This window comes from Phenylobacterium sp. (genome assembly GCF_035309685.1).
GTDB lineage: Bacteria > Pseudomonadota > Alphaproteobacteria > Caulobacterales > Caulobacteraceae > Phenylobacterium.
In genome coordinates this window covers 1-26269 of the sequence record NZ_DATGEX010000006.1, presented here as the reverse complement: position 1 = coordinate 26269, position 26269 = coordinate 1, and the positions used below count along the sequence as shown (strand labels likewise).

The window sequence follows — 26269 nt, the reverse complement described above, 5'->3', positions numbered from 1 at the left end:
CCTAGACCAGCTGCAGGTCCTTCGGCGCGGCGCCCGGGAACACCTGCCCGAGCTGGCCCTGGTTCAGGCCGTAAATCCGCCCGAACAGCCCGCCGATCAGGGCGCGGTAGTCGGTGAGCACGGCGTAGTCGCGGTTCTGATTGAGGTTGGCCTCGGCCACCGCGGTCTGTTCGCCGGCGATCCGCCCGCCCTTCACGCCGCCGCCCATCACCCAGTAGACGCTGCCGTGGCCGTGGTCGGTGCCGCGGTCGCCGTTCTCGCGGAAGGTGCGGCCAAACTCGGAGACCACCACCACCACCGTGTCCTTCCAGGCGTCCGGCCCGATCTCGTCGGCGAAACCACTGAGGCCCCGGCCCAACTCGCCCAGGCGCCCGGCCAGGTAGCCCTGCGCCGCGCCCTCGTTCACGTGGGTGTCCCAGCCGCCGATATCGACAAAGCCCAGGTTGTAGTCGGCCTTCATCAGCCGCCCGATCCGCCGCGCCGACAGCTCGAAGCCCTTGGGCGAGACGGCGCCCCGGTTGGCGGCGACCATCTCGGCGGAGACGGTGCGGTAGACCTCGTCGCGCACCTCGAAGCCCTCGGCGACCGCGGGCCCCAAGGGATCGGCCTGGTACATCTGCCGGATCAGGCCCGCGAGGCGGTCGTCGACGCCGGGCTTGCCGACCGCGCCCACGGCGACATTGGGGATCGGCTTGCCGCCCCTAAACGTCAGCGGCAGCTGGTCGGTGAAGGCGATGGGCTGCGCGCCGGAGAGTGTCGCCGAGAGCCGGCTCATGAAGCCCGATCCATAGTTGCGAGACCCCTGCAGGGCCTGGCCGAGCTCGATGGTGTCCTGGGTCTCGAAGTGGCTGCGCGAGAGGTCGTCGCCGGCGCCCGCGAATGGCACGAAGGCGACCTGGCCGGCCTTCCACAGCGGATAGATCGTGTCCTTCAGCGCCGGGTGCAGGCTCCAGTCGGCGTCCAGCGGCAGGGCGGCGTCGGGATTGGCCGGGTCCGGCTTGGCGATGTGGAGCGTCGGGCGCGCCTGATAGTAGAAGTCGCTGCCCGTCGGGATCACCACATTGGCCGCGTCATAGGCGCCGCGCAGGAAGACGACCAGGACACGGGTCCGGGTCTGCGGCGCGGCCCAGACGCGGCCGGCGATCAGGGCCGGCGCGAACGCGGCCCCCAGCTTCATAAGGTGGCGGCGGTCGAGGGTCATCGGCGCATGAACTCCGGCGAGGAGAGGAACAGGGTGTTCCAGTCCTGCGGCGACCCCGCCTGGCCAAGCGCCGACTTGGTGGCCGGCGCCAGCGTCTGGTCGAGGCCGGCCTTGTAGTAGAGGGCGTTCTGCAGTTGCGGGAAGGCGGGCGCGTCTTTCGCCGCCGGCTGGTCGGGCTTGAAGAGGCCGGCCGAGCCCGAGCCAATCTGGCGGGCGATCTCGAAACGGACCGCCATCTGGCCGGGGCCGCTCCAGGCCGCGGCGGGCTGGGCGTAGCCATCCGGCGTCTCGTGGTTGTAGAGGCCCTCGCTCATCCGGTTGAGCCAGTTCTGCATCGGCGTGGTGTTGAGGATCACCCGGTCGTCGTAGGCCAGTCGCACGGCGGAGACGGTGTAGTGCATCGGGTCCTTGAAGGCCTTGCCGAGCGAGGCGTCGAACTCGCGGCTGGTGACCAGCGTGCGCAGGGTGGCCGCGATGTCGCCATCGGTCTTGAGGAAGGTCTTGGCCATCCGATCGACCAGGGCCGGCGGCGGATCGTCGCCCATGAAATAGGCGGCCATCTGGGCTGAGATGTGGTGGGCGGCGGCCGGCTCGCGGGCCAGGATATCGAGCGCCTGCTCCACCTCGCCGAAGCCCGAGCCCTTGATGGTGTGGCCGAGCAGGACCTTGTCGCCGAAGTCGTGCCGATTGGGATTGAACTCGAAGAGACCTGAACGGACCAGCAGCGGCTGATAGGCGGCCTTCAGCTTGGGCGGGTCGGGATTGAGGTCGACGCCGACGCCGGTGAGGATGCGCGCCAGCTCCTGCACGTCCTTCTGGCTGTAGCCGGAGCCCACGCCCATGGTGTGCAGCTCCATGATCTCGCGGGCGTAGTTCTCGTTGATGTGGCCGCCCGCGTTCTGGTCGTTGTCCAGGTAACGCAGCATGGCCGGGTGCTTGAGCGTCGCCTCCAGCAGGTCGCGGAACTTGCCCAGCGCGCGCGGCCGGATCGCCTGGTCCTCGTAGTCGCCGACCATGGCGCGGATGTCGCGCTTGTACATGTGCACGTTGAAATGGTTCAGCCAGAACCAGGTCATCTGCTCCTGCAGCTGATCGGGCGAGTAGATGTCGCGCAGCAGTTCGCGCGTGGCGGCCGCCCGGCCGAGATTGGTCATGGCCTGCTGATAGGCCTGTTGCGCGGCCTTCCTCTGATCCGGGTCGGTGAGTTTGCCGGCCGCCTTGTTCTGGGCGTCCATCTGCACGACCAGCTCGGCCATCGGCGTTTGCGCGCCGGGCAGGGCGTCGATCTGCGCCTGGGCGGCGTCGGGCAGGCGGTCGGCGGCCCGGGGCCGCAGCTGGCGGTCGAGCCAGTCCCGCGCGCCTATCGCCTGCAGCTCGGCGGCTGAGCTGGCGGACTGGCCCCAGGAGAGACGGTTGAGCAGGGCGAGGTCATGGGCGCTGATCGCCGCCTGACCATCGGCGGCGGAGGCCGCTGACGCCGCAAGGGCCACCGCGGCGGCTGTCGCCATCATCGTCTTAGGCCGGCTCGGACGCATGCCTGACGCTTCCACGATCTCAAGGAGGCGATTGCTCCAAGGTTGGAGAACCACGAAATCTCGGCGTCACTATGACGCGCTGTTCCCTGACCGGAAGCTGAACGAAACCACGCGCCTTGCTTGTTATCGCCCCCCGGCGCCGTCTAGGCTTAGGAAAACCGGTTTGGGGAGCGTCGGGGATGAAGTTGGGGATCTGGGCGGCGGCCGCATTGGGCGCAACGCTGCTGGCGGCGCCGCTGAGCGCCATGGCGCAGGCGCCGGGCGCCGGCGAAACCGTGTTCAACACCCGCTGCAAGGCCTGCCATGAGCCGGCCATCGACCGGGCGCCCAACCGCGTGACGCTCTCGGCTATGCCGCCGGCGCAGATCGTCACCGCGCTGACCAGCGGCGTGATGACGCCGATGGCTCAGGGACTGTCGCAAGCCGACAAGGAAGCGGTCGCCGCCTTCCTGACCACGGCTCAGGCCGGCCCGGACGCGCATCCGATCCCGGCGCCGGCCGGCGGCGCGCGGCCGGTCTCGGCCATGGCCCGCGGCACGGACGTGATGTGCAAGCTCAACGGCCCGATCCACGAGACGCCCAACGACTGGCGCACCGTCGGTTTCGACAGCAATTCCAGCCGCTTCCAGAAGAATCCCGGCCTGAAGGCCGCCGATATTCCGAAGCTGAAGGTGAAGTGGTCGTTCGCGATGAGCGGCGGCTCCATGCCAACGGTGATCGGCGACTGGCTGTTCATCACCAACCGCACGGGCAAGTTCTACGCGCTGGACGCCAAGACCGGCTGCGTCCACTGGGTGCTGGAGGGTGTCTCCTCGCGCACCACGCCGATGGTCGTGAAGTCGGCGATCTCGCCCAGCGGCTGGGCGACCTTCGTCGGCGAACGGACCCGGGTGGTCCGCGCCATCGACGCCCAGAACGGCAAGGAGATCTGGCGCTCGGCGCAGCTGGAAGCCAATCCGGTGGCCGGCATCACCGGTACGCCGGTGATCAGTGGCGATCAGCTGTTCGTGCCGCTGACCTCGGGCGAAGAGCCGGCGGCGCGCCAGCTCACCTATCGCTGCTGCAGTTTCCGCGGCTCGCTGGTCGGGCTCGATCTGGCCACCGGCAAGACCCAGTGGAAGACCTTCGTCGTCACCGAGCCGCTGCACGACACCCACAAGAATTCGGCGGGCGTGATGATGCAGGGCCCGGCCGGCGGCGCCATCTGGTCGGCGCCCACGGCGGACGCCAAGCGCGGCCTCGTCTATGTCGCCACCGGCGACAGCTACACCGACGAACCGACCAAGGGCGACGACGCCATCGTCGCCATCGAGATGAAGACCGGCAAGATCCGCTGGAGCACGCAGGTCACCGAAAAAGACAACTTCATCATGGGCTGCGAGAACCACTCGAACCTGCCCAATTGCCCCACGCCCGTGGGCCCGGACTACGACTTCGGCGCCTCGCCGATCCTGTTCACCCTGCCCTCAAGCGATGGAAAAGGGGGCGGCAAGCAGATCCTGCTGTCGGGCCAGAAGTCCGGCATCGCCTACGGCATGGACCCCGACAGCGGCAAGCTGATCTGGAAGACCGCGGTGGGCTCCGGCTCGGCCCTGGGCGGCGTCGAGTGGGGCATGGCGGCCGACGACAAGCGGCTGTTCGTGGCGATCTCCGACGTCATTAACCTGTTCGGCGAAGTCCCGGGCACGGCGGCGATCACCGACGACAAGCTGGGCCCGGCAAAGCCCGGCCTCTATGCGCTCAACCCGGCCAACGGCAAGTTCCTCTGGTCGGCGCCCGCGCCCAAGGCCGACTGCCACTACGCCGGCGACCGGAGCCGCGACTACGCCAGGGGCGCCTGCATCCGGGCGGAATCGGCGGCCCCGTCGGCCATGCCGGGCGCGGTGTTCTCCGGCACCATGGACGGCTGGTTCCGCGCCTATGACCCCGCCACCGGCAAGATCATCTGGGCCTTTTCGACGACGGCGCAGACCTACGACACGGTCAATCAGGTCAAGGGCCAGCCCGGCGGCAGCATCGACGGCCTGGGCCCGGCGATCGCCGGCGGCATGGTCTATACGATGAGCGGCTTCCAGGGCGCGGCCAACACCGGGGGCAATGCGGTGAACGTGCTGCTGGCCTTCTCGGTCGACGGTAAATGACCGCGCAGCGAGTCATCCCCGCGAAAGCGGGGATCCAGCAGTAGGACGACTGATCCCTCAGTCCGCTCTTAATTGGGAGATCGGCGGGAGCGCTCGATAGGCACGCGCGAGGCGCACGAGCTCGTCCTCGAACTCACGGTCAAGGATAAAGTCCGCACCTTCCAGGACGGCAGCCCTCATCGCGCCGAGTACCGAACGAGACAACACAAAGGCTTCGATGCGCGACAGTGGCCGCCCGGCCGCGTCAACGAAAGGCGGCTCCGAAGCTTGGAAGCGCCTGGACACCTCCTCCGATTCTGCGCGTGCGAACCAGGCCTTCATTGCCACCTGTCGCGCGCGGGTGCGGCGTCCGAAGGCATGAAGGAACGCTCGAATGAGAGCGCGGTCGGGCGCGACCCCTGGCGCGCCCTTTTGCCTCAGGCTCGCAGATTGAGCTCGGTGGGCCTCGATCTCCCGCTCAGCGAGTGCGTAGAGGATGGCCCCCTTGTCGGGGAAGTAGCGATATAACGTCCCGATGCTAACGCCCGCGCGCTCGGCCACTGCGTTGGTGTTGAAACCGCCTTCGCCGCGCTGCTCCAGAACTTGAGCAGCGGCCTCGACGATCAGACGCACCTTCTCGCGAGCTCGCTCTTGGCGCGGGATTTCCCGTGATTTCTCAGTGCTCTTCATCGGCCGCATGTCCGAGGCGCCGCCGTCGTGAACGCGAGTAATGAAAGCCGAGCGTTTCTCATATTTTCAAGCAGCATCTGGGGAGGCGGCATGAACCAAGCGATCGAGCGGCTAAATCGCGAACTCAGTGCGATGAGCCCGCCATTGGAAGGAAGCTGTCTCTGCGGGGCGGTCACCTATGTGGTCTCAGCCGCGCCGGTCTGGTCGGGTCACTGCCATTGCAGGGCGTGCCAGAGGCTGAGCGGCGCACCCTTTGTCTCTGCCTTTTCTGTGCCCGCTGAGGCGTTTTCATACCAAGGGGAGGTCGGCGAGTTTCAACGGCCGACGGCGTCGGGAAACCTCGTCACCACGTACCATTGCACAGCTTGTGGCGCCCGAATGTTCGCCAAGTCCACAGGGAACGCTGCCATCGTCAACGTCTTCGCAACCACCCTCCGCGACCCGCGCATGTTCCGGCCGGTGGGGAACGTCTACTTGAGTGACGCTGCGAACTGGATCGATCCGCCGCCGGCTCTTTTCAATTTCCAGACAATGCCGCCGCGCGCCGATGAACGGAGTCGCTGAGGCGGAGGTCCACCCAGGACATACTAAGGAAGCCCGGCTCCATGCCCCACCCGCACGCGTTCCACGAGCCAAAGCCAAGCTACACCAAGGACGATCTGATCCTCTCCGCCGAAGGGGGCTATTTCGGACCAGGCAACGCACAACTGCCTGCGCCACCTATGCTGATGATGGACCGGATAACCGAATTGAGCCTGGAGGGCGGCGAATTCGGCAAGGGCCTCGCGGTCGCGGAGCTGGATATCACCCCCGGGCTCTGGTTCTTCGCCTGCCACTTCCGGGGCGACCCGGTCATGCCCGGATGCCTGGGGCTGGACGCGCTGTGGCAGCTGCTGGGTTATTGGCTCGGCTGGTCGGGTTCGCCGGGAAAAGGCCGGGCGGTCGGCGGGGAAGTCAGGTTCCAGGGCGACATCACGCCCAAGACCCAACTGGTGCGGTACGAGGTGAACGTGCGCCAGGTTCGGCGCGGCCAGACCGCAGTGGCCGTCGCCAACGGCCGTCTCTATGCCGATGACGTCTGTGTCTACGTCGCGTCAGACCTACGGGTCGCCATGATCAGACCAGCACTCTAGCCGCACAATCTCTGGAGGCGCGGCCTAACCGGCGATCCGGACGATCTCGCCGAGCAGCTGCGCCGGCGAGAAGGGTTTGGGCACGAAGCCGTTCATGCCCGCGGCGTGGTAGGCCGCCTGGTGGTGGGTCATGACGTCGGCGGTCAGCGCGACGATCGGCACGCCGGCCTGCGGCTGCGGCAATTCACGGATGCGCCGGGTGGCCTCCAGGCCGTCCATGCCCGGCATGTTGACGTCCATCAGGATCAGGTCATACCCGCCGCGAGCCGCCGCCGCGATGGCCGCTTCGCCGCTGTCGGCGGTCTCGGCCTCGGCGCCCAGCGCCTCCAGCGACTTTAGGCCCACCAGGCGGTTGGTGCGGTTGTCGTCGACCACCAGGATCTTCAGGCCCGCCAGCGGCGCCTCGCTGGCCTGGGCCTCGGCGGCGGCGGCGGGCGCCGCCGCCCGGGGCGCGGCGATCTCGAACCAAAACACCGAACCCACGCCCTCGGCGGACTCAAAGCCCATCTCGCCGCCCATCAGCTGGGCGAGGCTGCGGGAGATAGCCAGGCCAAGGCCCGTGCCGCCGAACTTGCGGTCAGGGCCGGTGTGGGCCTGTTGGAAGCGGTCGAAGAGGGCCGGCTTGGCGGCCTCGGGCACGCCGATGCCGGTGTCCTGCACCTCGACGCGCAGCCGCCGGCGCGCGCCGCCGACCAGACTCATCCGGACCTCGACGCCGCCGGCCTCGGTGAATTTCACGGCGTTGCCGATGATGTTGAACAGGCACTGGCGCAGGCGCACCGGATCGATCATCGCCCAGCCCAGGCCCTCGACCCCCTCAGCGCCCTCGGGGGACCGCACGACGGCGCGCAGATAGAGGTTCTTGGCGTCGGCCTGGGGGTGCAGCAGGGCGACCACGCTGGCCATGACCGCGGCCGGATCGGTGGGCGCTGGCGTCACGTCGAGCTTGCCGGCCTCCATCTTGGAGAAGTCCAGCACGTCGTCGATCAACTGGGCCAGCATGTCGCTGCAGGCCAGCGCCTCGCCCAGCAGGTCGCGGCCCTCGGTGGAAAGACCCTCCCGCTTCAGGAGGTTCAGCACGCCGACGATGCCGTTCATCGGGGTGCGGATTTCGTGGCTGACCGAGGCCAGGAAGCTGGACTTCGACGCGGTGGCCGACTCCGCCAGTTGGCGCGCCTCGGTGAGCGCGATCTCCTGGCGCTTCTGCTCGTCGATATCCAGGAGCAGCCCGACAGCGCGCACGGGCTCGCCGTCCGCGTCGCCCTCGGTCTGCCAGTAGACGCGGACCCAGAGCGGGCCTTCCTTGCGCAGGATGCGGGCGTCACGGGATATGGCCTGGCCGGCCTGCAGGCTGGCCACGCTCATGAAGCGCATGCCGTCGATGTCGTCGGGATGGTAGATTTGCAGTGGGTCGTCCGTCTCGGTGACGATCGCGACGCCCGTTTCACCGATCAGGTCGCGGGCGTCCTGAGACAGCCAGTACGCTTTCGTGGCGTGCTCGTAGGCGAACACTCCGGCGCGGGCGGCCGTGAGCGCCAGCTTCAGCTGCAGGGCGCCGGCGTTGGCTTCGTCGCGGGCCAGCGCCAGGTCGGTGACGTTCTGGCTCAGGCCATACATCTCGTACTGGCCGGACTTCAGCTTGCGGCCGGAGCGGTAGAGCACCCGCAGGTGGCGCCAGCCGCCGTCGCCGGTGCGGTAGCGGATTAGCGCCTCGTCGGTGCCTTCCTCGCTGGTCAGGCGCTCGCGGATAGCGGTGTCGGTCTCGCGGTCGTCCTCGTGCTGGATCCTCTGCAGCACATGGACCGGCACGGGCTCCTGATTGCCGCCGTGGCCGAGCGCGAGCTCGCTGGGGAAATGGTAGAGGCCGGTGTCCGGGTCGTAGCGCCAGATGCCGACCTCGGCGTCGTGCATCAGCCGGCCGCGGGCCGCGAAGTCCGCCTTCATCCGCTCCAGCACGCTGCGCTCGCCGGTCACATCGACCAGGCTGGCCAGGATGTGCTCGCCCTCCTGCTGCAGGTCGAGGCGCAGCCAGCGCGGGCCGTCGGAGAACTGGAACTCGAAGGTCTGGACGCCTTCGCCGGGCGGGGCGTCTGTGGCCGCCGAGCGAATGCGCGGGCCGAGCGGCTCGCCGATCAGGCTGGCGGCCGGAACCTGCAGCAGCTCGGCGAAGGCGGCGTTGGCTTCAAGGATACGCAGTTCGCCGTCGAGCACAGCCATGGGGATCGGCAGGGTCGCGAAACCCAGGCCGTGCGACCCCCCGGTCGCGGCGTCCTTCGTGGCGTGCAGCGCTGCCATGAGGGTATCATCGCCGCGGCAGGTTAAGGTCTTCCTCCCAAATAAGACGGATTTCGAACATTTCGCGGCAGATTTCCCGTTTAGAATGAACGGTATGGCGCGCGCTCATGGCGTCTTGATTGTCGTGGCGTCACCTCTAGCTTGATGGCGACGCACGACCCGAGATCGCAGGACCGCAACCCATGACCGATACGCTCGACGCCGCGGCGCCCGCCGACGACCTGGGCTTCGATCCCGCCGCCCTGCGCGCCAAATACCGCCAGGAACGCGACAAGCGCCTGCGGCGCGACGGCAACGCGCAGTACCGCGAGATCGCCGGCGAATTCGCCCACTACCTTGAGGACCCCTACGTCAAACCCGGCTTCAGCCGCGCGGCGCTCACCGACGAGGTAGAGGTGGTGGTGGTCGGCGGCGGCTTCGGCGGTCAGCTGGCGGCGGCCAGGCTGCGCGAGGCGGGCGTCGACGACATCAGGATCATCGAGAAGGGCGGCGACTTCGGCGGCACCTGGTACTGGAACCGCTACCCCGGCGCCGCCTGCGATATCGAGAGCTACATCTACCTGCCGCTGCTGGAAGAGATCGGCTATGTGCCGAAGGAGAAGTACAGCCGCGCGCCGGAAATCCTCGCCCACAGCCGGGCGATCGGCGAGCATTTCGACCTCTACCGGGGCGCGCTCTTCCAGACCGAAGTCACCGCCATGCGCTGGGACGACGCGGCGGCGCGCTGGACGGTGGAGACCAACCGGGGCGACGCGCTCAAGGCCCGCTTCGTGGTCATGGCCAACGGCCCGCTGCATCGGCCCAAGCTGCCGGGCATCCCGGGTATCGAGAGCTACAAGGGCCACTCGTTCCACACCAGCCGCTGGGACTACGGCTACACCGGCGGGACCTCGGATGGCGGCCTGACCGGCCTGGCCGGCAAGCGGGTCGGCGTGATCGGCACCGGGGCGACGGCGGTGCAGTGCGTGCCGCACCTGGCGGCCGGCGCGGGCGAGCTCTTCGTCTTCCAGCGCACCCCGTCCTCCATCGACGTGCGCAACAACCGCCCGACCGACCCGGAATGGGCCGCGAGCCTCGAGGCCGGCTGGCAGCAACGGCGGATGGACAATTTCAACATCCTGCTCTCCGGCGGCTTCCAGCCCGAGGACCTGGTCAACGACGGCTGGACCGACATCATCGGCAACATCCTCTTGCTGGCGCGTCGCAAGATGGAAGCCGGCGAGACCGTGGACGATCCGGCCGCCCTGATGCAGCTTGCCGACTTCAAGAAGATGGAGCAGGTCCGCGCGCGGGTGGACCAGACGGTCAAGGACCCGGCCACCGCCGAGGCGCTGAAGCCCTACTACAACCAGTTCTGCAAGCGGCCGTGCTTCCACGACGACTATCTGGCGGCCTTCAACCGGCCCAACGTCCACCTGATCGACACCCAGGGCAAAGGCGTCGAGCGGATCACCGAAAAGGGAATCGTCGCCAACGGCGTCGAATACGAGCTCGACTGCATCGTCTACGCCACCGGCTTCGAGGTCGGCACCGCGTTTACCCAGCGCTCAGGCTATGAGCTGCATGGCCGGGACGGCGTGACCCTGACGGAGAAGTGGCGGGACGGGGTCTCGACCCTGCATGGCCTGTTCAGCCGCGGCTTCCCCAACTGCCTGATCATCTCCAACACCCAGTCGGGCTTCACGGCCAACTTCCCGCACATGATCAACGAGCAGTCCAAGCACATCGCCTATGTGCTGAAGCACTGCGCCGACCATCAGGTCCGCGTGGCCGAACCCAGCCAGGAAGCCGAGGAGGCCTGGGTGCAGACGATCATCGACCTCTCCATCCAGCGGCAGAAGTTCCTCGAGGAGTGCACGCCCGGCTACTACAACAACGAGGGCAATGTGCAGGCGATGAGCGCCCGCAACGGCTCCTATGGCGCGGGGCCCGTGGCCTTCGTGAAGGTGCTGGAGGACTGGCGCGCCGAGGGAAGCCTGCAGGGCCTGGAGCTCAGCTAGGGCGAAAGTTCAACCCTAGACCAGGCAGGTGCGCCGCGCGGCCGCGATTGCCGCGAAGGGCTCGCCCGTCGCGATGAATTCGTGGGCCACGAAGCCTTGGAACCCCTGGTCGGCGATGGCGCGGGCGATGGCGCGGTAGTTCAGTTCCTGGGTGTCGTCGATCTCGTGGCGGCCGGGGACGCCGCCGGTGTGGAAGTGGCCGATGAAGGCCTTGTTCTCGCGGATCGTCCGGACGACGTCTCCCTCCATGATCTGCATGTGGTAGATGTCGTACAGCAGCTTCACCCGCGGCGAGCCCACCCGGCGCATGACCTCCGCGCCGAACGCCGTGCGGTCGCCCTGGTAGTCCTTGTGGTCGACCTTGCTGTTCAACAGTTCGACGCAGATGGTGACGCCGTGCTGCTCGGCGACAGGCGCCACCTTCGCAAGGCCGGCTACGCAATTGGTGATGCCGTCCGCGTCGCTGCGGCCCTTCCGGTTGCCGAACATGGCGATGAGGTTGGGCACGCCGGCCTGGGCGGCCTTGGGGATGGCGGTGGTGAGCTCCTCGATCAGCACCGGGTGCAGGGCGGGGTCGTTGAAGCCGTCGGGGATGAAAGCCTTGCGGTGGCTGGCGTAGCCCATGGAGACGGTGAGGCCGGCGGCCCGCGCCGTCTCCCATTCGTCGGGATAGAGCAGGTCGATGCCCGTAAAGCCGATCGCCTTCACCTTGGCGCAGACCTCGGGCAGGGCGCCCGGCAGGGTCCAGCGGCACACCGACTGCTTGAGGCGGCCGCCGGCGTCCTGCGCCGCCGCGGCGGTCGCGGCGAAGGCGGGCGCCAGGGCCGACGCCTTCAGCAGGAGTCGGCGTGAAAGGCCCGACGACATCAGGTGGTCGCCCACACCCGTCCGATGTCCTTCAGCGGGACGCAGCCCTTGTAGGCGCCGGGTACGGGATCGTACCGCGCCGCCTTGGTCGCCCCGGCCTGGGAGGTGAAGTAGGCCGTGGTGGTCAGGCCCTTCAGCGTGTTCCAGTAGTGCGGGACGGGCGGGCGCTGACGGTCGGCGGCCCGCTGCTCGCCCTCGACCTCGGACAGCAGGGCGACCTTCTGGTCCTGGGTCAGGGCCGCGAAGCCGGCGGCGCCGCGGACCCTGGCGCGTTCGCTCAGCTGGTCGATGCCGGCCTTCAGGCGCTCGCCCGCCGGCGGGTCCAGCCAGTCGGCGATCCAGCCGTCGATCTTCTGCGGCACGCCGGCGGCGATGGCGCCGGGCGTGTCGGTCTCCGGCACGATGGCCTCGCAGGCGGCGCTCAGCGTGCGCGCCTGGTCCAGCGTCAGCGCCTTGGGCGCCCAGCTGATCGGCGCCGGCGCGCCCTGGGCCCGAACGATAGTGGGCAGGGCCCAGGCGGCGACGGCGAGGCCGGCGAAGACTTCGCGCCTGGACGCTTTGAGGGGGGAGGCCTGAAGGGTCATCACAGCTCTCCCTTCTTGCCGGCCGCGACCGCGAAATCCACCGCCCGGGCGGTGAGCGCCATGTAGGTCAGCGACGGGTTCACGCAGGAGGCCGAGGCCATGGCCGAGCCGTCGGTGATGAAGACGTTCTTGCACTCCCACATCTGGTTGTGGGCGTTGAGCACGCTGGTCTTGGGGTCGCGCCCCATGCGCGCGGTGCCCATCTCGTGGATGCCGAGACCCGGTCCATAGTCGCCGTCCTGCTGGGTGACGTTCTTGAAGCCCGACGCCTCCAGCATCTCGGCGGCGGCGGCCATCATGTCCTTGCGCATGGCCTTTTCATTGTCGCGGATCGAGACGTTGAAATCGACGGTGGGCAGGCCGTGCTTGTCCTTCACGTCCTTGTTGAGCGTCATGCGGTTGTCGGCGTAGGGCAGGATCTCGCCGAAGCCGCCGAGCCGGATGCCCCACGGGCCGGGCTCGGTCAGCGCCGTCTTCCGCACGGCGCCGACGCCGTCCATGCCACGGTCCCAACCGGCGCGGGCCGCGCCGCCCTGGTAGCCGAAGCCTCGGACGTAGTCCTTCCGCGCGGTGGCCGCGTCGCCGAGGTTGCGGAAGCGCGGCACATAGATGCCGTTCGGGCGGCGGCCCGAATAGTACATGTCCTCGAAGCCCTCGACCTGGGCGCCGGCGCCCACGCCCAGGTGGTGGTCCATGATGTTGCGGCCGACCTGGTCGCTCCCGTTGCCGAAGCCGTTCGGATGGCGGCGGCTGGCGGAGTTCAGCAGGACCCAGGCCGTGGCGATCGACGAGGCGTTGAGGAAGATGACCTTGGCGAAGAACTCCACTTCCTCGCCGGTCTCGGCGTCCAGCACCTTCACGCCATCGGCGCGCTTCACCTTCTGGTTCTCGATCAGCGAGGTGACGATGGAGTTGGGCCGGATGGTCAGGTGGCCGGTGCGCTCGGCCGCCACCAGGGTCGCTGAGTTGGAGCTGAAATAGGCGCCGAACGGACAGCCGCGGACGCAGAGGTTGCGGTTCTGGCACTTGCTCCGGCCCAGCGCGATCTGCTCGGCGGTGGGCGCGGTGAGGTGAGCAGCGCGGCCGATGGTGATGCGGCGCTCGGGATAGCGAGCCTCGGACTTCGCCTTGAAGGCGCGTTCGACGCAGTTCATCTCCATCGGCGGCTGGAACTTGCCGTCCGGCAGCTGCGGCAGGCCCTCGGCCTGGCCGCTGACCCCGATGAAGGTCTCCACCCGGTCGTACCAGGGCTCCAGGTCCGCGTAGCGGATCGGCCAGTCGGCGCCGATCCCCTGCTTGGCGTTCGCCTCGAAGTCCAGATCGCTATGGCGGTAGGTCTGCCGGCCCCAGGTCAGGGAACGGCCGCCCACGTGGTAGCCGCGGATCCAGTCGAAGCGCTGGGTCTCGGTGTAGGGGTCCTCGTGGTCCTTGACGAAGAAGTGCTTGGAATACTCGGTCACCGCATAGCCGGTGCGCTTCTGCATCGGATAGACCGCGTCCAGCATCTGGGGCGGCAGCTGGCCACGCGGATACTCCGCGCCCCAGGGTGGGGTGTTGGCGGTGGGATAGTCGGCGATGTGGCGCACCATCGGGCCGCGCTCCAGGACGAGCGTGCGCAGGCCCTTCTTCGTGAGCTCCATGGCCGCGTAGCCGCCGGTGATGCCGGAGCCCACGACGATGGCGTCGTAGGTGTGCTCGGCGCGGGCCTTGTTGTTGAGCCTGGCCATGCGGCGGACCCTCCCGGATTTCTCGTTGCCCCGGAGGCTATCCGGCATCGCTGACGTGGACAATCAAGGCTTGTGCGCGCCGCCGCTCCGACTAGCGGCCGCTGACGTCCACCGCCTCGATCTTGCGGCCTTCCTTGTCGGCCTTGCGGGCGCCGGCGAGGATGCCGGGGAGCGCGTAGTTCCCCTCGTGGCAGGCGTATTCGTAGACCGGACCCGGGGCGGCGTTCATCGGCATCTCGGCCTTCCAGACCTGGCTGTAGGTCGCCGGATCGTCGACCTGGAACTGGTAGAGGATCTGCTTGGGCGAGACCCGGGTGAAACGCTCGGTCACCTTGGCGTTCGGCGACAGCAGGATCGAGTTGTCGAAATAGGGCCGAAGGCTCTCGCCCGGATTGAAGTTGGTGGTCTCGACGACCAGCGTGTCGCCCTCCCACCAGCCGACGCTGTCGCCCATCCAGGGCCTGACGTCCGCCGGCGGGTGCTTGCGGTCGGTGAGCCGCACGATCCGCGCGTCGTGGTTCATCTCCACCAGGATCGCCACGGCGTCCTTCGACTGCACGATCTGATAGTTGTTGTTGTAGAGCACGTTCAGCATCGGCGGGCCGGCGGTGGAGCCGAAGCCCAGGATGCAGCGCTCGCCGAGCGGACGGTTCTCCGGCCCATCCCAGCTGTTGCGCGCCTTGCGCAGCGCGTCGACGTAGGCCTGGTGGCCGGCCGTCGAATAGGGCAGGCGGCCATCGGCGGGATCGACGATCCAGGAGGTGCGGACCTTGCCGTCGATGCGGCCCAGGCTCACGCCGGGATCGGTCCAGGAGGCGTTGTAGCCGCCGGGATCGTTGGCCACCGGCGGCGCGCCCAGCTTCGGATCGGTGGGCTTGTCCTGGTTGGCGCGGGCGGCGGCGCGGCGCTTTTCGAGCGCAACCGCCTCGGCGTCGGTCAGGGTCAGCGTCTTGAACATCGCCGGGCGCTGCAGGCTGGTCAGCGAGGCGTTGGTCCAGGTGCCCTGCAGGTCCGGCTGGCCAAAGCCGTTCTTCGGCGCGTGATAGGTGGCCGCCGGCGCAGCGTGGCCGGCCAGCGGGGCGAAGGCGAGGGCGGTCGCAAGCGCCAGCCCTATCGTTGTGCGTTTCCTCATGCCGCGATTGTTCGCCCGCATGGCTCGGCATGCAAGCGGCCTCGTGTATCGTCGCCCCTCGCGCCGAAGAAGGGCAAACGGAGAGGCGGGCGATGGACGAACTGTTCGACAAGGCCTGGACCCACATCGCGGTGACCCGCCGCGAGGCGGTCTGCGAGGTGGCGCTGGCGCGGCCAGAGGCGCGCAACGCCCTGAACGGCGTGCTGATGGAGGAACTGACGGAAGTCGCACGCCTGCTGCGCCTGCGGACCGACATCCTGGCGGTGATCCTTACCGGGACGGAGAGCTACTTCTCCGCCGGCGCCGACCTCTCGGCCAGCCAGGCGCGGGCCGGCCAGGCGACGCTGATGGAGGCGCGCCGCGCGGTGATGGCCGGTCCCGACATGTGCAAGGCCTGGGACGAGATCGAGGCGGTGACCATCGCGGCCGTCGAGGGCTACTGCATCGGCGGCGCCTCGGCGTTGGCCGTCTCCTGCGACTTCCGGGTGATGGGCGAGGGCGCCTACATGCGCCTGCCGGAGGTGCCGCTGGGGATGAACATGAGCTGGCGGACGCTGCCGAAGCTGGTGGCGCTGGCGGGGCCGTCGCGGGCCAAGCAATACGTCATGTTCGGCGAGGCCTGTGACGCGCAGCGCTGCCTGGCCTGGGGCTTCGCCGACGAGGTGGTGGAGACCGGTGGGGCGCTGGCCGCCGCCCGGCGCTGGGCCGCCAAGACCGTGGCGCTGCCGCCGCTGCCGGTGCGCGCCACCAAGGAGGCGGTGAACGCCATCGCCCAGGCCACCGCCCAGGCCAGCATCTACATGGACCGCGACCAGTATCTGCTGATGAGCCGCAGCGCCGACTACCGCGAAGGAATCGCCGCCTTCCGCGAGAAACGGCCCGGCATGTTCACGGGCGATTGAACGCTTCCTCTCCGCAGGCGTTGTCGTCCGACAATGGGGATTCCGTGGAGTTGAGTGCGTGAAGAAGGCTTCGGAGTACCGGCAGCATGCGATCGAGTGCCGCCAACTGGCGTTGGGTGTGCAAGGGGCGCAGCGCGAACAACTTATCGAGATGGCGGAGACCTGGGACCGGCTCGCCGACGAGCGGGCCGAGTTGATCCGGCGGCACCCGGAACTGGCCCTGGTTGGCGAGCCGCGGACCTTCAACGCCGACTGACCTTTCGAAAATCAGGCGTTGCGCGCCATCAGCCCGCCGTCCACCGGGATCGTGGCGCCGGTGATGTAGGACGCCGCCGGCAGGCAGAGGCTGAGCGTGATATGCGCCACCTCGTCCGGGCGACCGTAGCGGCGAAGCGCCGTGCGCCGCCGCGCGAAGGTTTCCTTGTCGGCGGCGGGAATCGCTTCGGTCATGCCGGTCAGGATCGGGCCCGGGCAGATGCAGTTGACGGTGATGCCTTCCGGCCCAAGCTCGACCGCCAGCGCGCGGGTCAGGCCGGTGACCGCGGCCTTGGCGGCGGCGTAGGGGCTGTCGCGGCTGGTGGCGCCCAGCGCCTCGGTCGAGGCGATGTTGACGATCCTGGGATGGGCGGACTTGCGCAGATGCGGCAGGGCGGCGCGGATGATCCGCTGCTGGGCGGTGATCAGCACGTCGAAGGCGTGGGTCCAGACTTTCTCATAACCCTCCGAATCTATGGGTGAAAAAGCGCTGATGCCGGCGTTGTTCACGACCATGTCGAGGCCGCCGAACCGCGCCGCCACCGCGGCGACGACCGCCTGGATCGCGGCGGCGTCGCTGACGTCCAGCGTCCAGGCCTCGGCGCTGAACCCCCGGTGGACCAGGTCGTCGGCGACCTCGCGCACGCTTTCGGCGGCGATGTCGGCCAGGGCCACATGCGCGCCCTCGGCCGCGAACACCTCGGCGGTGGCCCGGCCCATGCCGCTGGCGGCGCCGGTGATGAACACGGTCGATCCGGCGACGGAGCGGGGGTTGGCGGTCACAGGCTCAGACCTCCGTCGACGATCAGGGTCTGGCCGACCACGTAGGACGCCAGCGGCGAGGCCAGGAAGAGGGCGGCCCCGGCCATGTCCTGCGGGGTGCCCATGCGGCCAAGCGGGATCGAACGCAGCGCGCCCTCGCGGCGCTCGGGATGCTCGGTGGTGACCTTGGTGAGCTTGGTGTCGACCAGGCCCGGCGCCAGGCCCACGACGCGGATGCCGTCCCGCGCCCAGGCCTCGCCCAGCGTCTTGGTCAGGCTGATCGCCCCGGCCTTCGACGCCGCATAGGCCGGGTTGCCGCGGTTGGAGGTGTAGCCGGAGACGGAGCTGACGATGATGATCACGCCTTTCCGCGCGGCCAGCTGGTCGTGGAACCTCGTCGCGCAGGCCATCAGGCTGTCCAGATTGACGGCCATCACCCGGTCCCAGCCCTCCGGCTCGAACTCGCCCCGCCGATAGACCACCGTCCCCTGGCAGAGCACCAGCACGTCCAGCGCCGGCGGGCCATCGGCGGCGGCGATCTGGTCGCGGTCGGCGACGTCCACGCAGGCGTAGGCCAGGCCGTTCAGGTCGGAGCCTTCGACGCCATCGTAGTCCTGGGCCGTGGCGCGCCTGCCCCAGACGTGGACGGCGGCGTTCCGCTCGGCGAAGGCCTGGGCGATGCCGTTGCCGATACCGCTGGACCCGCCGACCACCAGCACCGCCTTGCGGCTGAAATCGAGCTCGTTCATCGCCTATCGGCCCTCAAAGACGGGCGGCCGCTTCTCCAGGAAGCTGGCGACGCCCTCGCGGTGGTCGTGGGTCCGCATCAGGCGGTAGATCTCGGCGATCGCCCGGGTCCCGATTTCCTGCGGGTCGCCGTAGGCGCTGAGCGCCAGGCCGGCCTTCAGGCTCTGCACGGCCAGCGGCGGATTGGCCGCGATCCGCGCGGCCAGCGCCTGAGCGCGCGGCAGCAGGTCGGCGTGGGCGACCACCTCGCTGACCAGGCCGATCCTCAGGGCCTCGGCGGCCTCGATGATGTCGCCGGTGAACAGCAGCTCCGCGGCCTTGGCGGGTCCGACGATGGCCGGCAGGCGATAGAAGCCGCCCACGTCGCAGGGCAGGCCGCGCTTGACGAACAGCTCGGCGAACCTCGCCGCCTCCGACGCGATGCGGATGTCGGCGAACAGCGCCAGCTCCATGCCCCAGCCGACCGCGGCGCCATTGACCGCGGCGATCACCGGTTTGGCGCATTCGAGCGCCGCCATGGCGGCCGGCGTCGCACGAGGTTCGTGCGATCTTGGCGCTTGGCTGGCGGCCTTGGGTCCGGCCATGATCTCGCCCACGTCGTCGCCGGAGCAGAACGCCGGGTCGGCGCCGGTGACCACCACGCAGCGCACGTCGGGGTCGTCGGACGCCAATCGGAAGGCCTGCTCCAGCTCGTCATAGGCCTGGTAGTTCAGCGCATTTCGCCGCTGCGGCCGGTTCAGGAGGATCGTCGCGACATGGCCTTCCAACGCGCAGCGCACGCAGCCGAAGTCCGCCGACCGCTCGACCAGCTCGCCCATGACCGTTTTTCCTTTCCTGGCGGGATCGTCGCACGGCGGCAGGTCACGTCAACGCTGACGCGCGGTCACCCTTGCCAGGGCCCGAGCCAACGGGGACCATGGTTTCCATAGGGAGTGAGGCGAATGCCTAAGTTCAGGACGGTCGACGCCGGCGCGGCGCAGATCCGCGTGGCCATCGAAGGCTCCGGACCGCTGGTCCTGATGGTCCATGGCTTTCCGGAGAGCTGGTATTCGTGGCGCCACCAGATCGGCCCGATCGCGCAAGCCGGCTTCACGGCGGCGGCCATCGACGTGCGCGGCTACGGCGGCTCCGCCAAGCCGGCCGACATCGCCGACTACAGCATGGAGGCCCTGACCGGCGACGTCGCCGGCGTCGCCAGGGCGCTGCAGCCGGATGCGCCGGCGATCCTGATCGGCCACGACTGGGGCGCGCCCATCGTCTGGAACTCGGCCCTCTCGCGTCCCGAGGCGTTCAAGGCGGTCGCCGGCCTGTCGGTGGCCTATTCCGGCGTGCCCGCCCGGCCGTTCACCGACATCTTCCGCGAGGCCTTCACCGACAAGGGCCTGTTCTTCTACCAGGCCTGGTTCCAGGAGGTCGGGCCGCCGGAGGCGGAAGCCGAGGCCGACGTGCGCGGCTTCCTGCGCAAGTTCTACTACTTCATCTGCGGCGAGGCGCCGCCGAGAACTGGCCCGCCGAAGAAGCACGGCGCGACCATGCTGGAAGGCCTGGTCGATCCCGAGGTGTTCCCGGCCTGGCTGACCCCCGCCGACCTCGACTATTTCGTGGGCGAGTTCACCGCCTCGGGCTTTTTCGGGCCGATCAGCCGCTACCGCAACCACGAGCGCGACTTCGCCTGGCTGCAGCAGTTCCTCGGCCGTAAGCTGGAGATGCCGACGCTGCTGATCGGCGGCGACAAGGACCCGGCCTTCAACGGCTTTGGCCGCATCGCCGACCCGGGCGCCATGATGCGCCAGCACGCCACCGACCTGCGGGGCGTCCACGTCCTGCCGGGCTGCGGCCACTGGACCCAGCAGGAGCGGCCACAGCAGGTCACCGATCTCCTGATCCCCTGGCTGAAGGGCGTCGCCTGATGGCCGATCTGGAACTTCGGCAGGAGGGCGAGGTCGTCTGGGCCACCATGAACCGGCCGGCGCGGCTCAATGCGCTCAGCCGCAGCCTGGTCACCGAGCTGCGCGAGTTCTTCGTCGGCCTCTACTGGCGGCGCGACGTCCGCGTGGTGGTGCTGCAGGGCGCGGGCGACGCCTTCTGCGCCGGACTCGACCTGAAGGAGCGGGGCGACCCGCAAGGCTCGCGCTCGGTCGGCGCGGGCCTGACGCGGCAGCGGGAGATCAGCGAGATCGTCATCGCCATGCGCCGCTGCCCGCAGCCGATCGTCGCCTGCGTGAACGGCGCGGCGGCTGGCGGCGGGTTCGCGCTGGCGCTGGCGTCGGACGTGCGGATCGCGACGCCTAGCACGCGCATGAACGCCGCCTTCATCCGCATCGGGCTGTCGGCCTGCGACATCGGGGTCAGCTACTTCCTGCCGCGCATGGTCGGCTCGTCCGTCGCCGCCGAATATATGCTGACCGGCCGCTTCATCGACGCCGAGCGGGCCTATCAGCTGGGGCTGGTCAGCCGCGTCGTCGCCAAGGACCAGCTGGAAGCCGAGGCGCGGGCCTTCGTCGACGACATGCTGCACGCGACGCCGCTGGGCCTGCGGCTCACCAAGGAGGCGCTCAACCACGCCATCGACGCCCAGGGCCTGGAGGCGGCCATCGCCATGGAGGACCGCAACCAGATCCTGGCCAGCTCCGACGGCGACTTCCAGGAGGGCGTCAGCGCCTTCCTCGAAAAGCGGCGCCCGAACTATGTGAAGCGCGAGGGATGAGCGTGATCCGGCTCTACCATTGCACCGACGCCCGCTCGTTCCGCCCCCTCTGGGCGCTGGAGGAGCTGGGCCTCGCCTACGAGCTGACGGTCATGCCGTTCCCGCCGCGCTACCGGGCCAAGGAATATATGGCGGTCAATCCGCTGGGCACGATTCCCGCGATGGTCGACGGCGGGACCTTCATGACCGAGTCCTCGGCCATCGTGCAGTACCTGGTCACCCGCTACGGCCCGAGCCCGCTCGCGGTGGAGGCGAACGAACCGGCCTACGGCGCCTGGCTGAACTGGCTGCACTTTGGCGAGGCGACGCTGACCTTCCCCCAGACGCTGGTGCTGCGCTACCGCCGCTTCGAGCCCGGCAAGGCCGAGGTGGTGGCCGACGACTACGCCAAATGGTTCCTGGCCCGCCTGCGGGCGGTGGATCGCGCATTGCAGGGCCACGACTGGCTCTGCGCCGGGCGGTTCACGGCCGCCGACATCTCCGTCGGCTACGCCCTGTTGCTTGCGGCCCAGCTCGACCTGGACGCCGAATTCACCCCCGCCATCGCCGCCTATTGGGCCAGGCTGCAGGCGAGGCCCGCCTTCCAGGCGGCCAAGGCCTCGCAGATCGCCCACGCGCCCGCCGGCGCCGAGACGTCGCCCATAGGATGAGGACCCGATGATCAGCCTCTACGACCACCCGCTGTCGCCCTACGGCCAGAAGGTGAAGATCGCGCTGCGGGAAAAGGGCGTGGCCTTCGAGACCGTCTCGCCGGGCGGCCTGGGCGCCGGCGGCGCGGGCGGCGATTTCGCCGCCGCCAATCCCCGCGCCGAAGTCCCGACCCTGACGGACGGCGAGGTCGCCGTGTTCGATTCCACGGTGATCCTCGAATACATCGAGGACGCCTATCCGGCGCCGCCCCTGCTGCCCGCCTCGCCCGGCGACCGCGCCCGCGTGCGGATGATCGAGGAGGTGATGGACACCCACCTGGAGCCGGTGAACTGGGGCCTCTCGGAACTCCGCTGGTTCAAGCGCGCCACCGGCGAGGAGGCCGCGAAGATCGAAGCCGCCGCGGCGCGCCAGATCGCCGGCTTCCACGCCTGGCTGGAGCGTCAGCTGGGCGAGCGGGAGTGGTTCAATGGCGCGGCGTTCGGCTGGGGCGACCTGGCGGTGGTTCCGTTCCTCAACGGCTCGGCCGGGCAGGGCCACCCGCCGCCGGAGGGCTCGAAGCTCGCCGCCTGGCTGGCCCGGGCCAACGCCCGGCCCTCGGTCGCCGCCACGACCGCCGAGATCGCCGCCATGGCTCGGACGTCGGGCATGGCCAATGTCGCCGAGCTGGTGGAGCAGGGGCTCTTCAAGCGCGAGTACCGCGACCATCGCCTCGAATGGATGATCAAGTCCGGCGGCCTCGACGTGGTCCTCAAGGGCCTCGAACGCGGCAACATCCGCTTCACGCCGGAGTTCGGCTAGGTCGTGTCGCCGCGACGCGGTGGGTCCTATGCGGCCTCCAGCACGGCCTGATCGACAGGCCGCGAGCATCCCGAGGGCTGCGGCGGGCCGCCGTCAGGTGGCGGTCACGGCCCGCGCCAGGGCGATCACCCCCAACAGCAGGGGGACAAGCACCAGGGCGACCTTCAGGACGCGGACGCCGCCCACGGTCACAGGAGGCCTTCCCATCGGTCGAGGCGGGCGAGCGCGTCGCGCACATCGGCCAGGGGAACGGGTTCGGGCGCGCCCAGGAGCCACCGCAGGCTGGGGTCGTCCTGGACGGCCGAGGCGTCCGACGCCCAGGAGGCGAGCACCGCCCGCTTCTGGTCCGTGGAGAGATCGGGGTCCTTGAGGACGTCGCGCGGATGGGAAAAGCCGACGGCGGGGCGAAGGCAGCGCTCAAGGGCGCCGCGCAGGCCGCGGGTCTTGATCTGGTCTTCCGAAGTCGCCAGCAGCATGGCGTGTCTCCAGCTTGGTTCCTTTCTTGGGTGGGGGAGAGCGGCGCCCCTCGCGCGGAGGGACGCCGCTCGGGAGGCTCAGGCGGCGCGCCGCGTCCGCGGACGTTCCGGCTGGTCCAGCGCGGCGACCTGGCCGCCGCCGATCTCGACGCGGCGGGGCCGAAGGGCTTCGGGCACTTCGCGGGCCAGGTCGATGGTCAGCAGCCCGTCCGCATAGGTCGCGGACTTCACGACCACATGGTCGGCGAGATCGAAACGGCGCTCGAAGGCCCGGTGGGCCAGGCCGCGGTGCATATAGACCCGCTCGCCCTCGGCGCGCTGCCGGCCGGCGACGATCAGCAGGTTGGGCTGGGCGGTGATCTCCAGATCCTCCGACGCGAAGCCGGCGGTCGCCAGCGTGATGCGGTAGGCGTCGTCGGCGGTCTTTTCGATGTCGTAGGGCGGGTAGCTGCGGTCGATGTCCGTCCGCATCGCGGTTTCGATCAGGTCGGCCATCCGGTCGGCGCCGATCATTGAGCGGTAGAGCGGTGAGAAGTCGTAAGCCTGTCTCATTTCCATCTCCTCAACTGAGCAAGTTGGACCTGAGGGAGCTGCGGAAAGCCCCGCCGCTCCCCAAGCGCCGGACCCTCTCTGGCGTCCGGCGCAGGTGAGGTAGTCGAGGTGTTTTGGAGCTCAAGACCCCCGCGCAAATTTTTTCCTGCGGTTGATCTCGCCTTTGCGATCCGCGAGTGGCCCCCCGCTTTGTGCGGCGCCGGGCGGTCGCCTGCAGCTCACAGCGCTGGGACAGCGCGCCGCGCGCCGGTTGACGTCGGGGCGTGCTTGCTCCCGCACGGCGTTAGCCTAGGGTCGAAGCGGCCGCGCCATGCGCGGCCATCCTGCGCCGCGGTCGTGGAGTCCTAGATGGCCGACGAAATCATCCTGCACCACTACGACACCTCGCCGTTCTCGGAGAAGGTGCGGGTGATGCTGGGGATCAAGGGCCTGTCGTGGCGCTCGGTCATCCAGCCGGTGATCATGCCCAAGCCCGAGCTGATCCCGCTGACCGGCGGCTATCGCCGCATCCCGGTGCTGCAGATCGGCGCCGACATCTATTGCGACACCCAGGTGATCCTCGCCGAGATCGAAGCCCGGCACCGCAAGCCCGACGTGATCAAGGCCGCCGACTGGGCGGTCAACCTCTGGGCCGACCGGCTGTTCTTCCAGGCGACGGTGGCGGTGGTGTTCGGCGAGATCGGCGAGGCGGTGCCGGCGGCGTTCATCGCCGACCGCGAGAAGCTTTCCGGCCGGCCCTTCGACATCGCCGCCATGAAGGCCGCGGCCGGGCCGATGAAGGCGCAGTGGCGCGCCCAGGCGGCCTGGATCGAGCGCGGCCTGGCGAGCAACGATTTTCTCGGCGGATCAACGCCTTCACTCTCCGACATCGCGGCCTACATGAACATCTGGTGGCTGGGCCGCGCCGCGCCGGAGCCGGCCGCGGCGCTGCTGGATGGCCTGCCCAAGACGACAGCCTGGCGCGAGCGGGTGAAGGCGCTGGGCCATGGCCGCCGGACCGACATGACCGGCGCCGAGGCCCTGGAGGTCGCGATGCAGGCTTCTCCGGCCGCCGCGCCGAGCAGCGATCCGGCAGATCCCTCGCGGCTCGCCCCCGGCGACGCCGTGACGGTCCGCGCCGACGACTATGGCCGCGACGCTATCGAGGGCCGGCTGGTGGCGGTCTCGCCGGAGCGCATCATCATCGCCCGCGACGCCGGCGAGCTCGGCCAGATCCACGTCCATTTCCCGCGCGTCGGCTATCTGCTGGGCGCGGCCTGACTCTTCCTTTGGAGGCTTCGATGAACGACCGGGTGACGGTGGAGATGAAGGACGGCGTCGCCGACGTGCGCCTGGTTCGCGTCGACAAGATGAACGCGCTGGACAACGCCATGTTCGCCGCCCTGGTGGAGACCGGCGAGCGGCTGAAGAGCGAGGCCGGCGTCCGCGCGGTGGTGCTGTCGGGCGAAGGCCGGGCGTTCTGCGCCGGGCTCGACATGGGCAACTTCGCCCAGATGGCGTCCGGCGAGGGGCGGCGCTCCTCGGAGGCGCTGGTGACGACCAAGCGCACGGCGGGCGGCGCCAATCACGCCCAGCACGCCTGCATGGTCTGGCGCGAGATTCCCGTGCCGGTGATCGCCGCGGTGCACGGCGTGGCGTTCGGCGGCGGCTTCCAGCTCGCGCTGGGCGCCGACCTGCGCTTTGTCGCCGCCGACGTGAAGCTGGCGGTGCTGGAGATCAAATGGGGCCTGATCCCCGACATGGCCGGCATGGTCTTGATGCGCGGCCTGGTGCGCGACGACGTGGCGCGCGAACTCACCTACACCGGCCGCATCTTCGGCGGCGAAGAAGCCGTGCAGATGGGTCTGGCGACAAGAGTCTGCGCGGACCCATTGGCTGACGCCCTGGCGCTGGCCGCCGAGATCGCCAGCAAGAACCCGCAGGCCATCCGCGCCGGGAAGCGGCTGCTCAACCTGATGGGCGAGGGCGATCAGCACGCTATTCTCCTTGCGGAGAGCAAGGAGCAGGGCGCGCTGATCGGCTCACCCAATCAGGTCGAGGCCGTCATGGCGAACCTGCAGAAACGCAGCCCGCAGTTCGCCGACTAAGTCAGCGCGCCGCCATGTGGACGATGCTGGGATCATGCGACTGGGCCAGCGTGTCGCGCACGGTGCGGTCAATGCAGGAACGCGCCGCTTCGAGGCGATAGGCGTAGCCGGGCACGGCGTCCTGGCAGACCTTGCGGGCGGCCTGGAAGACCTCCGCGCGGATTTGCACTGGGCTTTTGCCTTCAGTCGAAACGCGAATGGACTGCGCGCTCGCGCTGGAGGCGATGAGGGCGGCCGCGGCCGCGAGGATAACGATACGGTTCATGTGCTTGGTTCCGGGTTGAGGTTGTTTCCAACCCCTTCGCCGGCGTTCCCTTAGGCGGCGGCTCGATACTGACGTCAGCCTGTCGCCTGCGAGGACCTTTACCCGCGATTCCGTACCGATCAATCGAAAATATATTGCGGCGCAGCAAGATCATTGCGCTGCACAAAGTCGAGGCGGAATATGCCTCAGCCGCGGCCGATGAACGGCATGTCCGTCGCCATCACGGTCATGAACTGCACATTGGCCTCCAGCGGTAGGCCGGCCATGTAGAGCACCGCGTCGGCGACGGCCGCGACGTCCATGGTCGGCTCGGCGGCGGTTCTGCCGTCGGCCTGCATGACGCCCTTGCTCATGGCCCGGGTCATCTCGGTCGCGGCGTTGCCGATGTCGATCTGGCCGCAGGCGATGCCGTAGGCGCGGCCGTCCAGCGAGGTCGAGCGCGTCAGGCCGGTGATGGCGTGCTTGGTGGCGGTGTAGGCGACCGAGCGGGGCCTTGGCGCATGGGCCGAGATCGAGCCGTTGTTGATGATCCGCCCGCCCCGTGGCGATTGGCCCTTCATCAGCCGGAACGCGCCCTGGGTGCACAGGAAGGCGCCGGTGAGGTTGATGTCGACCACGCGTCTCCACTGTTCGATCGAGAGCTCCTCGAGGGGCAGGGGCGGCGCGCCGGTCCCGGCGTTGTTGAACAACAGGTCCAGCCGCCCGAACCGCGCCTTCACCGCCTCGAACAGGGCGGCGGCCGAGGTGGGGTCGGCGACATTGGTGGGATGGGGCAGGGTTCGG

General features: G+C 69.1%; 27 protein-coding genes. 12 read left to right on the top strand and 15 right to left on the bottom strand.

What is annotated here, in order from left to right:
* Window position 1: 1 nt before the first annotated feature.
* Entirely contained in the window at window positions 2–1201 is a 1200-nt protein-coding gene (locus VKQ35_RS01315) for a DUF1501 domain-containing protein (RefSeq protein WP_324358210.1), read from the bottom strand.
* Complete coding sequence (locus tag VKQ35_RS01310; protein WP_324358209.1) at window positions 1198–2709, bottom strand: DUF1800 domain-containing protein; 1512 nt, start codon at window positions 2707–2709, stop codon at window positions 1198–1200. The genes VKQ35_RS01315 and VKQ35_RS01310 overlap by 4 nt, the downstream gene beginning before the upstream one ends.
* Before the next feature lie 206 nt (window positions 2710–2915).
* On the opposite strand from VKQ35_RS01310, the gene VKQ35_RS01305 reads away from it, so the two are divergent.
* Window positions 2916–4877 carry a PQQ-binding-like beta-propeller repeat protein gene (locus VKQ35_RS01305; protein WP_324358207.1) on the top strand — a complete coding sequence of 654 codons (1962 nt, stop codon included), beginning with the start codon at window positions 2916–2918 and terminating at the stop codon, window positions 4875–4877.
* 57 nt (window positions 4878–4934) lie between these two features.
* On the opposite strand, the gene VKQ35_RS01300 is transcribed toward VKQ35_RS01305, so the two are convergent.
* Window positions 4935–5546, bottom strand: coding sequence for a TetR/AcrR family transcriptional regulator (locus VKQ35_RS01300; protein ID WP_324358205.1), 612 nt, complete (start codon window positions 5544–5546; stop codon window positions 4935–4937).
* Between the two features lie 90 nt (window positions 5547–5636).
* Between VKQ35_RS01300 and VKQ35_RS01295 the strand changes: the two genes are divergently transcribed.
* Both VKQ35_RS01295 and fabA read left to right on the top strand, forming a co-directional pair.
* On the top strand, window positions 5637–6110 hold the full coding sequence (locus tag VKQ35_RS01295; RefSeq protein WP_324358203.1) for a GFA family protein: 474 nt from the start codon (window positions 5637–5639) through the stop codon (window positions 6108–6110).
* A gap of 41 nt (window positions 6111–6151) precedes the next feature.
* The gene (fabA, locus tag VKQ35_RS01290; RefSeq protein WP_324358201.1) at window positions 6152–6679 is read left to right on the top strand and encodes a bifunctional 3-hydroxydecanoyl-ACP dehydratase/trans-2-decenoyl-ACP isomerase; all 528 of its coding nucleotides are present in this window, start codon (window positions 6152–6154) and stop codon (window positions 6677–6679) included.
* A gap of 24 nt (window positions 6680–6703) precedes the next feature.
* On the opposite strand, the gene VKQ35_RS01285 is transcribed toward fabA, so the two are convergent.
* Window positions 6704–8974 carry an ATP-binding protein gene (locus VKQ35_RS01285; protein ID WP_324358199.1) on the bottom strand — a complete coding sequence of 757 codons (2271 nt, stop codon included), beginning with the start codon at window positions 8972–8974 and terminating at the stop codon, window positions 6704–6706.
* 182 nt (window positions 8975–9156) lie between these two features.
* Between VKQ35_RS01285 and VKQ35_RS01280 the strand changes: the two genes are divergently transcribed.
* A complete protein-coding gene (locus VKQ35_RS01280; protein ID WP_324358196.1) occupies window positions 9157–10974 on the top strand; it encodes an NAD(P)/FAD-dependent oxidoreductase in 1818 nt (605 codons plus the stop codon).
* A 15-nt stretch (window positions 10975–10989) separates the two neighbouring features.
* On the opposite strand, the gene VKQ35_RS01275 is transcribed toward VKQ35_RS01280, so the two are convergent.
* The 4 genes from VKQ35_RS01275 to VKQ35_RS01260 all read right to left on the bottom strand — a co-directional run bounded on the left by VKQ35_RS01275 (window position 10990) and on the right by VKQ35_RS01260 (window position 15284).
* Complete coding sequence (locus VKQ35_RS01275; RefSeq protein ID WP_324358194.1) at window positions 10990–11841, bottom strand: hydroxypyruvate isomerase family protein; 852 nt, start codon at window positions 11839–11841, stop codon at window positions 10990–10992.
* Window positions 11841–12425: a gluconate 2-dehydrogenase subunit 3 family protein gene (locus VKQ35_RS01270; protein ID WP_324358192.1), complete on the bottom strand. Its 585-nt coding sequence runs from the start codon at window positions 12423–12425 to the stop codon at window positions 11841–11843. Before VKQ35_RS01270 ends, VKQ35_RS01275 begins: the two co-directional genes overlap by 1 nt.
* Window positions 12425–14152, bottom strand: coding sequence for a GMC family oxidoreductase (locus VKQ35_RS01265; protein WP_324358190.1), 1728 nt, complete (start codon window positions 14150–14152; stop codon window positions 12425–12427). Before VKQ35_RS01265 ends, VKQ35_RS01270 begins: the two co-directional genes overlap by 1 nt.
* 91 nt (window positions 14153–14243) lie before the next feature.
* Window positions 14244–15284, bottom strand: coding sequence for a hypothetical protein (locus VKQ35_RS01260; RefSeq protein WP_324358188.1), 1041 nt, complete (start codon window positions 15282–15284; stop codon window positions 14244–14246).
* Between the two features lie 92 nt (window positions 15285–15376).
* Here VKQ35_RS01260 and VKQ35_RS01255 point away from each other — a divergent pair, with 92 nt between their 5' ends.
* Together VKQ35_RS01255 and VKQ35_RS01250 are read left to right on the top strand one after the other, a co-directional pair.
* Window positions 15377–16186: an enoyl-CoA hydratase/isomerase family protein gene (locus VKQ35_RS01255; protein ID WP_324358186.1), complete on the top strand. Its 810-nt coding sequence runs from the start codon at window positions 15377–15379 to the stop codon at window positions 16184–16186.
* A 58-nt stretch (window positions 16187–16244) separates the two neighbouring features.
* Entirely contained in the window at window positions 16245–16442 is a 198-nt protein-coding gene (locus VKQ35_RS01250; protein ID WP_324358183.1) for a hypothetical protein, read from the top strand.
* Window positions 16443–16453: 11 nt separating this feature from the next.
* Here VKQ35_RS01250 and VKQ35_RS01245 read toward each other — a convergent pair whose 3' ends face one another.
* The 3 genes from VKQ35_RS01245 to VKQ35_RS01235 are packed head-to-tail and all read right to left on the bottom strand — an operon-like array spanning window position 16454 to window position 18768.
* Window positions 16454–17224 carry an SDR family NAD(P)-dependent oxidoreductase gene (locus VKQ35_RS01245; RefSeq protein WP_324358182.1) on the bottom strand — a complete coding sequence of 257 codons (771 nt, stop codon included), beginning with the start codon at window positions 17222–17224 and terminating at the stop codon, window positions 16454–16456.
* Window positions 17221–17952: an SDR family oxidoreductase gene (locus VKQ35_RS01240; protein WP_324358180.1), complete on the bottom strand. Its 732-nt coding sequence runs from the start codon at window positions 17950–17952 to the stop codon at window positions 17221–17223. The genes VKQ35_RS01245 and VKQ35_RS01240 overlap by 4 nt, the downstream gene beginning before the upstream one ends.
* A gap of 3 nt (window positions 17953–17955) precedes the next feature.
* On the bottom strand, window positions 17956–18768 hold the full coding sequence (locus VKQ35_RS01235; protein WP_324358179.1) for an enoyl-CoA hydratase/isomerase family protein: 813 nt from the start codon (window positions 18766–18768) through the stop codon (window positions 17956–17958).
* Between the two features lie 123 nt (window positions 18769–18891).
* Here VKQ35_RS01235 and VKQ35_RS01230 point away from each other — a divergent pair, with 123 nt between their 5' ends.
* From VKQ35_RS01230 to VKQ35_RS01215, 4 genes are read left to right on the top strand one after another with little or no spacing between them, the layout of a single operon-like run.
* Complete coding sequence (locus tag VKQ35_RS01230; protein ID WP_324358177.1) at window positions 18892–19860, top strand: alpha/beta hydrolase; 969 nt, start codon at window positions 18892–18894, stop codon at window positions 19858–19860.
* Window positions 19860–20657 (top strand): enoyl-CoA hydratase/isomerase family protein, encoded by a 798-nt coding sequence (locus VKQ35_RS01225; protein ID WP_324358176.1) that lies wholly within the window; start codon window positions 19860–19862, stop codon window positions 20655–20657. The genes VKQ35_RS01230 and VKQ35_RS01225 overlap by 1 nt, the downstream gene beginning before the upstream one ends.
* On the top strand, window positions 20654–21307 hold the full coding sequence (locus VKQ35_RS01220; protein WP_324358174.1) for a glutathione S-transferase family protein: 654 nt from the start codon (window positions 20654–20656) through the stop codon (window positions 21305–21307). The genes VKQ35_RS01225 and VKQ35_RS01220 overlap by 4 nt, the downstream gene beginning before the upstream one ends.
* Before the next feature lie 7 nt (window positions 21308–21314).
* Window positions 21315–22106 (top strand): glutathione S-transferase family protein, encoded by a 792-nt coding sequence (locus tag VKQ35_RS01215; RefSeq protein ID WP_324358172.1) that lies wholly within the window; start codon window positions 21315–21317, stop codon window positions 22104–22106.
* A gap of 188 nt (window positions 22107–22294) precedes the next feature.
* Here the strand turns inward: VKQ35_RS01215 and VKQ35_RS01210 are convergent, their stop codons facing one another.
* Both VKQ35_RS01210 and VKQ35_RS01205 read right to left on the bottom strand, forming a co-directional pair.
* Window positions 22295–22582 (bottom strand): hypothetical protein, encoded by a 288-nt coding sequence (locus VKQ35_RS01210; protein ID WP_324358170.1) that lies wholly within the window; start codon window positions 22580–22582, stop codon window positions 22295–22297.
* Window positions 22583–22660: 78 nt separating this feature from the next.
* Complete coding sequence (locus VKQ35_RS01205) at window positions 22661–23134, bottom strand: Hsp20 family protein (RefSeq protein WP_324358168.1); 474 nt, start codon at window positions 23132–23134, stop codon at window positions 22661–22663.
* A gap of 348 nt (window positions 23135–23482) precedes the next feature.
* Between VKQ35_RS01205 and VKQ35_RS01200 the strand changes: the two genes are divergently transcribed.
* Entirely contained in the window at window positions 23483–24394 is a 912-nt protein-coding gene (locus VKQ35_RS01200; protein WP_324358166.1) for a glutathione S-transferase family protein, read from the top strand.
* A gap of 20 nt (window positions 24395–24414) precedes the next feature.
* On the top strand, window positions 24415–25221 hold the full coding sequence (locus VKQ35_RS01195) for a crotonase/enoyl-CoA hydratase family protein (RefSeq protein WP_324358164.1): 807 nt from the start codon (window positions 24415–24417) through the stop codon (window positions 25219–25221).
* 1 nt (window position 25222) lies between these two features.
* On the opposite strand, the gene VKQ35_RS01190 is transcribed toward VKQ35_RS01195, so the two are convergent.
* A complete protein-coding gene (locus VKQ35_RS01190; RefSeq protein ID WP_324358162.1) occupies window positions 25223–25486 on the bottom strand; it encodes a hypothetical protein in 264 nt (87 codons plus the stop codon).
* A gap of 185 nt (window positions 25487–25671) precedes the next feature.
* Window positions 25672–26269, bottom strand: a 598-nt coding sequence (locus tag VKQ35_RS01185; protein ID WP_324358160.1) for an SDR family oxidoreductase, incomplete at its 5' end; no start/stop codon positions are given.